Source organism: Oerskovia merdavium (assembly GCF_014836755.1).
Lineage (GTDB): Bacteria > Actinomycetota > Actinomycetes > Actinomycetales > Cellulomonadaceae > Oerskovia > Oerskovia merdavium.
This window is the reverse complement of record NZ_JACSQF010000001.1, coordinates 248,151-260,231: the sequence shown is the minus strand read 5'-3', so window position 1 is coordinate 260,231 and position 12,081 is coordinate 248,151. Positions and strand designations below refer to the sequence as shown.

General features: G+C 71.4%; 10 protein-coding genes. 5 read left to right on the top strand and 5 right to left on the bottom strand.

Features of this window, described 5'->3' with window-relative positions:
- The first annotated feature begins 16 nt into the window (after positions 1–16).
- Entirely contained in the window at positions 17–700 is a 684-nt protein-coding gene (locus H9641_RS01005; RefSeq protein ID WP_056645940.1) for a response regulator transcription factor, read from the top strand.
- 34 nt (positions 701–734) lie between these two features.
- Positions 735–2,090 carry an ATP-binding protein gene (locus H9641_RS01000; protein WP_191800181.1) on the top strand — a complete coding sequence of 452 codons (1,356 nt, stop codon included), beginning with the start codon at positions 735–737 and terminating at the stop codon, positions 2,088–2,090.
- 45 nt (positions 2,091–2,135) lie between these two features.
- Here the strand turns inward: H9641_RS01000 and H9641_RS00995 are convergent, their stop codons facing one another.
- Positions 2,136–2,672 (bottom strand): GtrA family protein, encoded by a 537-nt coding sequence (locus H9641_RS00995; RefSeq protein WP_191800180.1) that lies wholly within the window; start codon positions 2,670–2,672, stop codon positions 2,136–2,138.
- Between the two features lie 102 nt (positions 2,673–2,774).
- Between H9641_RS00995 and H9641_RS00990 the strand changes: the two genes are divergently transcribed.
- Both H9641_RS00990 and purE read left to right on the top strand, forming a co-directional pair.
- Entirely contained in the window at positions 2,775–4,010 is a 1,236-nt protein-coding gene (locus tag H9641_RS00990; RefSeq protein WP_191800178.1) for a 5-(carboxyamino)imidazole ribonucleotide synthase, read from the top strand.
- A gap of 3 nt (positions 4,011–4,013) precedes the next feature.
- Positions 4,014–4,586 (top strand): 5-(carboxyamino)imidazole ribonucleotide mutase, encoded by a 573-nt coding sequence (gene purE, locus H9641_RS00985; RefSeq protein WP_191800176.1) that lies wholly within the window; start codon positions 4,014–4,016, stop codon positions 4,584–4,586.
- Positions 4,587–4,665: 79 nt separating this feature from the next.
- Here purE and H9641_RS19840 read toward each other — a convergent pair whose 3' ends face one another.
- The 4 genes from H9641_RS19840 to H9641_RS00965 form a co-directional block, all read right to left on the bottom strand.
- The gene (locus H9641_RS19840; RefSeq protein ID WP_318244309.1) at positions 4,666–5,799 is read right to left on the bottom strand and encodes an LCP family protein; all 1,134 of its coding nucleotides are present in this window, start codon (positions 5,797–5,799) and stop codon (positions 4,666–4,668) included.
- 886 nt (positions 5,800–6,685) lie between these two features.
- The gene (locus tag H9641_RS20540; protein WP_191800172.1) at positions 6,686–9,082 is read right to left on the bottom strand and encodes an LGFP repeat-containing protein; all 2,397 of its coding nucleotides are present in this window, start codon (positions 9,080–9,082) and stop codon (positions 6,686–6,688) included.
- Positions 9,079–9,606: a hypothetical protein gene (locus H9641_RS00970; protein WP_191800170.1), complete on the bottom strand. Its 528-nt coding sequence runs from the start codon at positions 9,604–9,606 to the stop codon at positions 9,079–9,081. Before H9641_RS00970 ends, H9641_RS20540 begins: the two co-directional genes overlap by 4 nt.
- Positions 9,607–9,804: 198 nt before the next feature.
- On the bottom strand, positions 9,805–10,155 hold the full coding sequence (locus tag H9641_RS00965; RefSeq protein WP_191800168.1) for a GtrA family protein: 351 nt from the start codon (positions 10,153–10,155) through the stop codon (positions 9,805–9,807).
- 296 nt (positions 10,156–10,451) lie between these two features.
- Here H9641_RS00965 and H9641_RS00960 point away from each other — a divergent pair, with 296 nt between their 5' ends.
- Positions 10,452–12,041: a DUF2142 domain-containing protein gene (locus H9641_RS00960; protein ID WP_191800166.1), complete on the top strand. Its 1,590-nt coding sequence runs from the start codon at positions 10,452–10,454 to the stop codon at positions 12,039–12,041.
- Positions 12,042–12,081 lie beyond the last annotated feature (40 nt).

Genomic DNA, 12,081 nt, shown 5'->3' with positions numbered 1-12,081 from the left:
GCCCTAGCATGATCGAATGACCCACGTACTGCTAGCGGAGGACGACCCGGCGATTGCCGAACCTTTGGCGCGTGCGCTGACGCGTGAGGGTTACAACGTAGTCGTGCATGGAACTGGTCAAGGAGCGATCGACGCCGCGAGCGGTGTCGACATCGTGGTCCTGGATCTGGGCCTCCCGGACATGGACGGCCTCGACGTCGCACGTGAGATTCGCAACAAGGGTCTGACGACGCCGGTCCTGGTCCTGACCGCGCGCGCCGACGAGGTCGACCTGGTGGTCGGCCTCGACGCCGGCGCCGACGACTACGTGACCAAGCCGTTCCGCCTGGCCGAGCTCCTCGCCCGCGTCCGGGCGCTGCTGCGTCGTACGCACGGCGACCCGACCGACGAGGAAGAGCTCGTCGCCCAGGACGTCCGCATCGACGTCGCGGCGCACCGCGCTTTCCAGGGCGACCGTGAGCTGCACCTGACGACCAAGGAGTTCGAGCTCCTGCGCGTCCTCATCGCGAGCGCCGGTTCCGTCGTGGTGCGCGACACCCTCATGCGCGACGTGTGGGGCTCGGAGCCCGTCGGCTCGACCAAGACCCTCGACATGCACGTGTCCTGGCTGCGTCGCAAGCTCGGGGACGACGCCAACTCGCCGCGCTACGTCTCCACGGTGCGAGGCCTCGGCTTCCGCTTCGAGACCGGCGAGGGCTGATCCCCCGACGGGGCTGAGCGAAGGGTCGGGGAGCGTGCGTCGACGCGTGCTGCAGGCGACGGTCGCGGCCGTCGCCGTCGCCGTGCTCCTGCTCGGCTTCCCGCTCGCGTTCCTCGGGGCGCAGTTCGTCCTGGCCAACGAGATGGCCCAGCTCCAGGGGCGGGTGGACACCCTGGCGCGCAACATCGACAACCGGCTCGCGCAGAACGAGCCCATCCCGCAGTCGCTCCTCGACAGCGCGTCCGAGGGGCGGCCGGGCGAGCTGCCCGCGTACGTGTTCGTGAACCTTCCGGACGGTGAGCAGATGACCGCGGGCGAGGTCATCACAGGACGGGCCAACGAGGCCGCCGACCGGACCGACCAGAACGCGACGGTCGCCCTCAGCACGTCGTTCGTCGACAGCTACTGGAACGCCGCCCAGATCGTCCTGCTCGTCGTGGCGGCATCGGTCGTGGCGTTCGCGGCCGGGATCGCCATGGCGGTGTGGCAGGCCAACCGGCTCTCCGCGCCGCTGGTCTACCTCGCGGCGTCGGCCGAGCAGCTCGGGTCGGGGCAGGTGCGCCCACGGCTCGAGCCCTCGGGTGTCGAGGAGATCGACCTCGTCGCGGCCGAGCTCGCGCGCAGCTCGGACCGGCTGGCGGGACGCCTCGCGGCCGAGCGGCAGTTCGCCTCCGACGCCTCGCACCAGCTCCGCACGCCGCTGACGGCGCTGAGCATGCGGCTCGAGGAGATCTCGATGGCCTCCGACGACCCGGCGGTCCAGGAGGAGGCCCGCATCTCGCTCGAGCAGGTCGAACGGCTCGTCACGGTGGTCGACGACCTGCTGACGCAGTCGCGGCGGGCGCAGGGTGGGACGACCGAGGCCGTCCGGCTCATCGAGGTCGTCCGGCAGCAGGAGGAGGAGTGGGTCCCGACGTTCGCCCAGGCGGGGCGCAAGCTCGTGGTCGACGTACCCGAGGGGTACCAGGTGCTCGCCACGCCCGGCGCGCTCGCGCAGGTCCTCGCGACGCTCATCGAGAACTCGCTCAAGCACGGTGCCGGCACCACGACGGTCCGTGCCCGTCCCAGCGGGACGAGCGGTGCTGTCGCGGTCGAGGTCGGTGACGAGGGTGAGGGCGTCTCGGACGAGATGGCACCCCGTGTCTTCGAACGCGGCGCGACCTCGGGCGCTGGGACCGGCCTGGGGTTGGCGCTCGCACGTGACCTGGCCGCGGCCGACGGTGGCAGGCTCGAGCTCGCGCAGCGCCGTCCGCCGATCTTCGCGCTCTTCCTCGCAGGGGTCCCGCGGACGCTCGACCCGCGCGTCGTCCTGCCGACGGGGACGCTGATCTCCGCACGCGGCGGGCGTCGGCGTCGGCGGGGGCGCGGACCCGAGGTCGAGCCCCGCTAGGTGACCGGCCACCTGCTCCGGTGACCGGCCGGGCGTCCTGCCCGGTCAGGCTCCCGTGAAGACGAACCTGCGGTAGCTCACGTAGCGGAAGACGTTGGCCAGGGCGAGCCCGACGATGTTCGCCGAGACGTTCTCCGCGAGGGGGGACGTCAGGCCCAGGACGCTCGTCGAGAAGGCGAGGCACCCGAGGGAGATCGCCATGCCGACGGCGTTCACCAGCAGGAAGCCGACCAGCTCGCGCGTGCGCTGCGTGGTGCGCCGGTCGGAGAAGGTCCAGTAACGGCTGCCGAGCCACGAGACCAGGGTCGACACGACGACCGCTATGGCCTTGGCCTCGAGGGGGCTCGAGCTGAGCGCCTCCCAGGGGCCGAAGCGCAGGAGGTTGAAGACGCCGAGGTCGACGAAGAACGCGATCGTCCCGACGAAGCTGAAGCGGCCCAGCTCGAGGAGCCGTGCGGCGACACGGGCGCGGCGCAGCGCACCGCGGGCGAGGCCGTCGGCCGTCGCGCGGGCGGACCTGACCTCGCGGGCGGTGGACGGCCGGGTGGGATCGAGCGCGAGCTCGTCGACCTGGCTGGACATGATGGGCAGGGTACGCGGTCGACCTGGGAACGATTGCCAGGAGCAACTGATCGTTTGGGACCGGTCGGCCGGGGGCGTGCCGAGCGACTACCCTCGGTACACGTGTCAGCACCAGTGATCGCCGTTGTCGGAGGCGGGCAGCTCGCCCGCATGATGGCCCCTGCGGCCGGTGAGCTCGGAGTGCACCTGCGGGTGCTCGTCGAGGCTCCCGGGTCGTCGGCGGCCCAGGTCGTGACCGATGCCCCCGTGGGCGCGGCCGGGGACGAGGCCGCCGTGCGCGAGCTCATCGCCCCGACCGACGGACGCCCCCCTGCGGACGTCCTCACGTTCGAGCACGAGCACGTACCCAACGACCTGCTCGCCGACCTCATCGCGCACGGCACCCCGGTGCGCCCCGCACCGCACGCGCTGGTCCAGGCGCAGGACAAGATCGTCATGCGCCGGCGGCTCACCGAGCTCGGGGCCCCGTGCCCGCGCTGGGCACCGCTGCCCGTCGACCCCGAGCGGGGCCACGCGAGGCTCGTCGAGTTCCTCGCAGAGGTCGGGGGACAGGCCGTGGTCAAGACCTCGCGCGGTGGGTACGACGGCAAGGGCGTGCGCGTCGTGTCGTCCGCCGACGAGGCCGCTGACTGGCTCGCGGCGGCCGCCGCGGGCGGACCGCAGCTCCTCGTCGAGGAGAAGGTCCCCTTCACGCGTGAGCTCGCGGTCCTGGTCGCCCGCCGCCCGAGCGGCGAGGTCCGCACCTGGCCCGTGGTCGAGTCGATCCAGCGCGACGGCGTGTGCTCCGAGGTCGTGGCGCCCGCGCCCGACCTCACCGACACCGAGGCCGAGGAGGCCCGGACCGCCGCGATCGCGATCGCCGAGGGGCTCGACGTGACGGGCGTGCTCGCGGTCGAGATGTTCGAGGTCCTCGAGAGCACGGGCGACGGCCGCCCGGTGCGCCGTGTCCTGGTCAACGAGCTCGCGATGCGCCCGCACAACTCGGGGCACTGGACCATCGACGGCTCGGTCACGAGCCAGTTCGAGCAGCACCTGCGCGCCGTGCTCGACCTGCCGCTGGGCGACACGTCGCCCACCGCCCCGTGGACCGTCATGGCCAACGTGCTGGGGTCGAGCCTGCCCCGGCTGACCGACGCGCTGCCCGCGGTCCTGGGGGCGTTCCCCGACGCGCGCGTCAACCTGTACGGCAAGGACGTGCGCCCGGGCCGCAAGCTCGCCCACGTGAACGTGAGCGGACACGACCTGGGCGAGGTCCGCCGTCGGGCGCTGGGCGCCGCCGCGCTGCTGCGCGGCGAGACCCTCCCCGAGAACCCCACCAGCGACGAGACGAAGGCCTGAGACATGACGGAGAACGCTGCGACCAGCACGCACACGGTGACCGGTACCCCCGTCGTGGGGATCGTGATGGGGTCCGACTCCGACTGGCCCGTCATGCAGGAGGCCGCGAACGCGCTGCGAGAGTTCGGCGTGGCGATCGAGGTCGACGTCGTCTCGGCCCACCGCATGCCCACCGAGATGATCGACTACGGGCGCAGCGCTGCCGAGCGCGGCCTGCGGGTCGTCATCGCGGGCGCCGGGGGAGCAGCGCACCTGCCGGGCATGCTCGCGGCCGTGACGCCCCTGCCGGTCATCGGGGTCCCCGTGCCCCTGCGCTACCTCGACGGCATGGACTCGCTCCTGTCGATCGTCCAGATGCCCGCGGGAGTGCCCGTCGCGACCGTCTCGATCGGGGGCGCGCGCAACGCAGGCCTGCTCGCCGCGCGCATCCTGGCCTCGGGCGTGGACGACGACGCAGCGCGCCTGCGCGAGAGGATGGTCGCCTTCCAGGAGGGGCTGAGCGAGCAGGCGCACGCCAAGGGCGCCGCGCTGCGCTCCTCGGTCGCGGGGGAGCGCCGGACGGGGTTCGGGGCGTAGGGGTCCGTCGCGAGCGGCCGCGGGGCCTCCCGGGCGGCCCCGCTGTGGCTGGTCCTGAGCGCGGTCGCCTGGCGACGAGCTAGGACTGCGGCAGCCCACCCACGACACCCGGGGGCAGCTTGCCGTCGCGGATGTCGGCCCAGAACGCAGGGCTCAGGTCGGGGTCGAGCTGCACGGTGGATCCCACACCACCCGGTCGGTAGTCCGGGTTGGAGATCGGCGGGGTGCCCGTGATGCCGTCGGGGCCGTTGGCCGCACGGAAGGCCAGGGCGAGCCTGCCGAGGTCGATGATTCCCGTCTTCTCGTCGACCTCGATCGCGCCGAGGCCCGCACCGATCAGCGCGACCTGGTCGCCGGGCTTGACGAGCAGGCTCGCGTCGACGGCCTTCTGGCTCACGGCACCGACGACCTGTCGCTGGCGTTCACCACGACCGATGTCGCCCTTGGGGTCCGCATAGCGCATGCGCGCGAAGGCGAGCGCGGTCGTTCCGTCGGTCTCGTGGCACCCGGCAGCCCAGACGAGCCCGCTGTTGGGGTCGTTGACGTCGTAGTCGAGGCACAGCTCGACGCCGCCGACCGCGTTGACGACGTTCGAGACCCCGCCGAGGCCGATCTCGACGTAGTGGTCCACCGTCAGACCGGTCAGGCCCTCGACGGTCTGGACGAGAAGAGGGGCCCCGCCCCAGGAGTACGCGGCGTTGAGCTTCGCGGGTCCCTTGCCGGGGACGTCGACGAAGGTGTCGCGGGGCAGGCTGATGAGCGCGGCGGGCCCGCTCGAAGGCTTGTGCAGAACCATGATGGTGTCCGTACGAGCGCCCTCCGTCCCGTCCTCGGCGATCCCGTCGCCACCACGAGCGTCGGACCCGGCCAGGAGGTAGGTCGTGCCGGCCGTGCCCGGCGCACCGGAGAGTGCGTCGACGTGCTGGATCTTCCCGTTGGCCCACACGAGCAACCCGACGGGCCACGCAAGGAGCAGGACGAGCGCGAAGACCCCGACGACGGCGGCAAGGCGTCCCTTCCGCAGCCGGAAGCCCGAGCCGCCACGCGGGCTCGACGGCCGGTCGAGCGGGGGCCGAGTCCCCGGGGGGGAACCCGCACCCGGCCGGGCCGGAGCGGCACCGGGGGCGCGAGCGCTGCGCGCGGTGGTCGCGGAGGCGCCACGCGTCGCCTGGCCCGGCGTGGTGGACCGCGGTCGCTGCGTCGGCTGGACCACCGCCGGACGACCAGCCGTTCCCCCGGAACCTTGCTGCTGTGCCCCCACGGAGCGCACGGGCGCGCTCGGGGGGCGCTGCTGCCTCCCACGTGACGGTGTGAGCGACGGTGGAGCCTCGCCCCGGGCTGCGGACTGCTGCGGAGCCGATGCCCGCGGTCTCTCGGCCCGGGTCGAGCCGACCGGGCGCACCGGTACCGCGGGCGGCGGGGTGCCCGGTCGGGACGGAGCGCTGTCCGGTGCACGAGAGGACTGGCGCTTGATCCGGGGTTCCGCGGCGAGCGGGACGTCCGGGGCCAGGTGCTCGCCCGGCTCCTGGGGGGCGGGTCGCGCGCCGTCGGAGCCGACGGCGATCGCGTCACCCACGCTGGGGGGACGGACCGCGCGTCCCGACTGCGGCGTGAAGCTGGGTGGGCGTGTGCGCCCTGACTCCTCGTGGCTCATGCTGGCCTCAGGTCCCGACGGGGGAGAGGTCGGCGAGCGGGGAGACCCCGACCCGGGTGTCGAGGCGGGTTCCGAACGAGACCGTCATGAAGGAGATGTTGCCACTCGACGGGGTCAGAACGGGCAAAGCGCGGCCGTGGGTCCCGAGCTTGCGTGCGTCACGGCGTCCGGAGACGCGAAGGGTCGAGGTGTGCAGGGCCGACCGACGGATCGGCGGTCCCTGAGGCCCCCCGGCCACGTCGAGCGAGGGGCAGCTACGAGAGGTCACGGTTCAAGAGCATAGGTCGTCGTCCCGGTCACCCGGCGGCGCGCCGGAGGGCGCGACGTGGAGGTCTCGTAGAGACCGTCGTCTCCTCCGCGAGCCTCGCCGAGACGGTGGTGTCCCGTGCCGTGGTGGGCGACGGGAGCACCTCCGCCTCGTGCGAGGCCCGTGCGTGGCGAGGGCCTAGCCCGGGGTGATCGTCACCGTGCCGTCCGACGCCACAGCGATGCTGCCGCGCTGGAACCGCTGGGTCGTCACGGTCCCGGAGACGACGGCCGCAGCGACCGGGAATCCGAGCGTTCCGCCAGGGCCACCGTTCGAGGCGAAGGCGGCCTGGATCGCCGGCGGTACCGTGTGGATCCCCGTGCTGCCCGCGATGTAGATCGTCCCGCCCTGGAAGGACTGGACGATCCCGCCCGCCTCCACGTACGGGCTGGAGAGCGGGAACCCGAGGGAACCCGCGGGCCCACCGCGCTGCGTGTAGACGTCACCCATCCACCCCGACGAGTAGTGGAACCCGGTACCGCCCGAGATGTACATCGTGCCGCCCGTGTACGCCTGGACGATCCCGCCCGCGACGCCGCGCTCCGCCCCGGCAGGCCACCCGAGAATCCCGGTGGGACCTCCCAGGGACCGGTAGTACATCTCGGCGAGCCCCCCGGCCGGGTTGGTGTGCATGCCCCCCGCGCCGGAGATGTACGCGGTCGCGTTCCTGAACGCCTGGACGATCCCGCCGCCCACGAGCTGGGTGCCACCGACCGGCAGGCCCAGCGAACCGTTGTACCCACCGCGCGCCCCGTAGAAGTCGGCCATCATCCCTCGCGAGACGTAGCCGCCCGTCGTCCCGTCCGTGTAGACGGTCCCCGCCTGGAACGGCTGGAACGTGACAGGGGTCGCCGACGTGGCGGGACCGGTCGGGAACCCCAGCGGGCCGGCCGGACCGTTGCTCGCCGAGTAGACGGACTGCACCGCGGTCGGCACCACCTGGATCCCCGTGCCGCCGGCGATGTAGATCGTCCCGCCCTCGAAGGACTGGACGATCCCACCGGCCTCCCACCGCTGGTTCCCGATGGGGGCCCCCAGCCTGCCCGAGGGGAAACCGTTCGCCCGGTAGACGTCCATCATCCATCCGGACACCGCGAAGAACGCGCCGCTGCGACCAGCGATGACACCGTTCTGGAAGGGCTGGACCTCCATCCCGCCGACGGTGCTCTGTGCACCCGTGGGGAAGGCGAGGGGCCCGGACGGTCCACCGGCGGCAAGGAACGCACTCTGCATCTCGGGCCTGAGGGTGTGGATGCCGGCGCCCCCGGAGATCCAGACCGTCCCGCCCTGGTACGACTGCGTGAGCCCACCGGAGTTCACCGAGCCCAGGCTCGTCGGGAATCCCAGGGTTCCCGCGGGACCGCCCTTGGACTGGTAGACGTCCAGCAGCCAGCCTGAGACGTAGGCGAAGCCCGAGCCCCCGGAGATGAAGACGGTGCCGTTCTGGAACGGCTGCGACAGCCCGCCCGCCGGGGCCGAGTACGCACCGGTCGGGAATCCCAGGGTTCCCGGGGGGCCGCCGAGCGCGTCGTAGTACAGGTTGAGTAGTCCTGCCGGGACGAGCTGTACGCCGAACATTCCCGACACGTACACCGTTCCGCCCTGGAAGCCCTGCCGGATGCCTCCTGCGGTGACGGAGGCCTGGGTCGTGGGCTCGCCGGCGCTCGCCTTGTTCGCCGGGTTCTGGTACCAGTCCCAGATGTAGGGCGAGATGACGAGACCGGACGAGCCGAACCAGTCGCCGAAGTACAGGAAGAAGTTGCGGTTCCCGTAGCTCGAGCACGAGTCGCCCGTACCGTATCCCGCCGCGAGGGCAGCTGCGTTCGGGACGTAGGGGGTGTAGTTGTAGAGCGCTGCGGTCGCCTGGTTCTGGATGTAGACCTGGGTCGTCCCGCACGCCGTGTTGGGGTGGTACAGGATCGTGTTCGTCCTGCCCGCGACATAGGAGTAGCTGGTGGGGCGTGCCTTGTAGATCTGGAACTGGCGGGCGGCGCGCTGCATCTGGACGAAGAACCCCGAGTAGTTCGGGTCGCACCATCCGCCGGCGTTGTCCGGACATCCGTACCCGAGGGCGCGTCGGAAGGTGGCGGCGGGCTTGCCCGCCGTCGAGGTGACCAGGCCCTGCTCCTTCTGGAGCGTGACCAGGAGGACCTGGGGATTGATGCGGCAGGCAGCCGCCACCTTGGCGATGATCTGCGCGGCCGCTTCCGAGGCAGCGCCCTGGTATGCCGCGCAGTAGCTGTCGGCGGGGATCGTGTTCGTCGACTCCTGGTAGTTCTTGAGACAGGTGTTCCCGGCGGCCGGGGTGCACCGAGCACCCTTCGAGTCGATGAACGACTGGATCTGGCTCGCGTTCATCGCCCCGGCGTCGTAGAAGACGGCGTCCGAGATGATGAAGCCGGGATTGAAGTCAGAACCGGAGACCGCGGATGCCGGTCCCGCGGAGACGAGCGCTCCCGCGAGCAGCATCACGAGCGAGGCCAGTGCGCCGACCAGGGAGCGGGAGCGCCTCGTGCTCGACGCTCCGCGGATCACGGCACGGTGACGACCACGGGGGCGGAGGAGCCCCACGCGGTCGTCGACTTGTAGGAGAGAACTGCCGTCCAGTCCCCTGAGGAGAGGGCATCCGATCCGACGATCAGCTCGCCGCAGGACATGGTGGTCGGACCCTCGAGCGCCTCGGACGTGACGCTCCGAGTGGTACCCGCCTTCGACAGGTCGAGGGTGCAGGTCGCCGCAGCATCGATCGTGTCGGCATATCCGCGCACGGTCACCCCGGTCTCCGCTGTCCAGCCCGCGTTGGAGATCAGGACGCCCACGCCCCCGACGACCGGCTTCCCCGACTCCGAGGGCGTGATCGGTTCGGGCGTCGTCGGATCGATGTCCGGCGGGTCGGTGGTCGGATCGGTGGCAGGCTCCGTCGGGGGCGCCACGGTCGGGACGGTGCCTGTCGACTCCAGTGCCCCGGGCGTGCTCTGGCCGTCCACCGCGCACCCGCCGACGGCGAGCGCGAGGGCGAGGACGAGTGCGACGCCAGTGAGTGATGTGTTGCTGGCCATGGTCAGGCCTCTCTGTCGACGGTGTGCTCAGCGACAGCTCGCGGTGCGCACGGTACGCACAGGTCGAAGGACGTGCCGACGACGATGTGAGAACCTCGAAAGGAAGCAGGTCAGAGGGTCGCTTTCTGGCACGCTACGTGGTAGGAGACTTGTCGCCTTGCAGGCGCGCCGTGGGACGACCCTGGCCGGGGTCCGTGCTCAGGCAAAGACCCACAAGCGATAGAGCACGTAGTTCCAGCACGTGCTTCCTGCGACGATCGCGGTCTTCGCGACCACCACCGGCACGCCCCAGGACGTCGTGAGGTGGAGAATTCCGAGGGTCACGACGTAGTTGAACGCCAGGAGCACGCCGTACCGACTCGTCTGGGTCAGGAGCGAGCTCTTGTCGCGATTCATGACGATCCTGTTGAGCGTGAAGTTGACCAGCACACCGGTCCAGAACCCGATCGTCGCCCCGAGCCACACGGCCCACCCGAGGAGCGAGGTGCAGAGCCACAGGAGGCCTGCGTCCACGAGGAAGGACAGGCCACCGACGACGAGGTACTTCACCAGCGGGTGCTGCACGAGCCGCCGGACCGCGCTCTTCGGTCCGATGGCAGGGGGGACCGAAGCTCTCGCGCCGTCACCCGGACGTTCGTCGGGCATCTGGTTCCACCTCTCCTGTCCGACTTCCGCGGCCAGGCGACCGAGAAGTCTGGCGCGGGCGTCGCCCGGCCGGTCGACCCAGAATAAGGTGACCGCATGACGTCCTCTCGACCTCGGGGTCTGCCGGACCGCCAGGTGGCTCCGCGACGCCGACAGGCGCCCTCCTTCTCCCGAGCTACTCTCCGACGCGTGGTTGCACCGTGATCCGGGCGCTGACAGGCGTCGCAGCGGTGCGTCTGCGGTGGTGCATCATCACGGCCTCCTTCTTCGCGATGTGCGCGTTGTGGGCCGTCGCGACGCCGGCGATGTCCTCGCCGGACGAACCCAGCCACACGATCAAAGCCGTCGCGGTCGCCCGAGGGCAGCTCACGGGTACCGTCGGTCCTCGACCCACGACCTGGATGGTGCCGGGCGCGCTGACCACGGTCCATGTCCCTGTCGACTACGCCGTCGTGCCCGGTCTCAACTGCTACGCGACGCTCCCGGAGCAGCCCGCCTCCTGCATGCCGGCCATCCTGGACGACCACACGACGATCGTGGAGGCCTCCACGGCTGCCGGGCACTACCCGCCGCTGTACTACGCGCTCGTCGGCTGGCCTTCGCGGTTGCTTCCTGCCGACCCGGGAATCCTGGTGATGCGCCTGGTGTCGGCTGCGGTGTCGACGGCCTTCGTCGTCGCGGGCCTCGTCGCGCTCCGTGCCGTGAGGGCGAGCCGGATCGTCTGGTGGGGGGCGATCACCGCGCTCACCCCGATGGCCCTGTTCCTGTTCTCGACGATCAATCCCAACGGGCTGGAGATCTCGGCCGCGCTCGCCGCGTGGGCGTCGAGCTGGGCCGTGTTCGGTGCCCGAGGGCGCATACCCCGGCACACGCTGGTGATCGCAGCGGTGAGCTTCGCCGTCCTGGCCAACGTCCGAGGTCTCTCTCCTCTCTGGGCGCTGGTGATCGTCACGCTCAGCCTGCTCGGCAGCGGGCGGGCACGGATCCTGTGGGCCGAACGACGACGGCTCGTCGTGGGATCCTTCGCCTACGTGGCGGTCGTCTCCCTGCCCTCGGTCCTGTGGTCCGTGCGGTACGGGACCCTGCTCACCGGGGAGGGGCTGTGGCCGGCCTACGGGGACAAGGTCCTGGCGGTCACCGACATGGTGCTCTCCTTGAGCAAGCAGTACGAGCAGATGATCGGGAACCTGGGTTGGTTCGACTCGCCGGTCCCGCTCCTGACCCTGCTCGTGTGGACCGTGTCGCTCGGGATGCTGGCCGCGCTCGCTCTCCAGCGCCGTGGGCAGGTGTCGGCCAAGGTGGCACTGGGTGTGCTCTTCGTCGGTGTGGTCGTCGGTCCGATGCTCGTCCAGCTCCCAGGAGCCGAGGACGCCGGACTCGTCTGGCAAGGGCGCTACACCCTCCCCATCGCCATCGGCCTCCCTCTGCTCGCGGCCTGGATCCTCGCACCGGGGGAGGGGGACGAGGAACCGACGGCGGCTCGCCTCTCCCGCGGGATGACCGCAGCCCTCGGAGGGGCGGGAGCGCTGGCGTTCTACGGCGCTGCGAGGAGGTATGCGGTCGGAGCGGGCGGACCTTATGCCACGACGGAGCCCGCGTGGTCGTCGAACCTCGGCTTCATGCCGGCCGTCGTGCTCTACGTGATCGCGCTGACGATCTTCATCGTGGCGCTGGAGGGGGCTCGAGGTCCCCGCGGGCCCGAAGCTTCTGAGCGGGTGCGCCAGGTGCCGGCCCTTCGGCGAGGGGCCGGTCCGGTCGCGGAAGACGGGCCGGCGGGCGCCCGGCCGTAGGGTGGTGTTGGGGTAGCATCATGCAGTCCTCGGCGCGGCC

What these genes read in the sequence shown, in the direction of transcription:
- H9641_RS01005 (WP_056645940.1), top strand. Translation starts at nt 17, where the DNA reads ATGACCCACGTACTGCTAGCGGAGGACGACCCGGCGATTGCCGAACCT.
- H9641_RS00995 (WP_191800180.1), bottom strand. Translation starts at nt 2,672, where the DNA reads ATGTCCAGCCAGGTCGACGAGCTCGCGCTCGATCCCACCCGGCCGTCC.
- purE (WP_191800176.1), top strand. Translation starts at nt 4,014, where the DNA reads ATGACGGAGAACGCTGCGACCAGCACGCACACGGTGACCGGTACCCCC.
- H9641_RS00970 (WP_191800170.1), bottom strand. Translation starts at nt 9,606, where the DNA reads ATGGCCAGCAACACATCACTCACTGGCGTCGCACTCGTCCTCGCCCTC.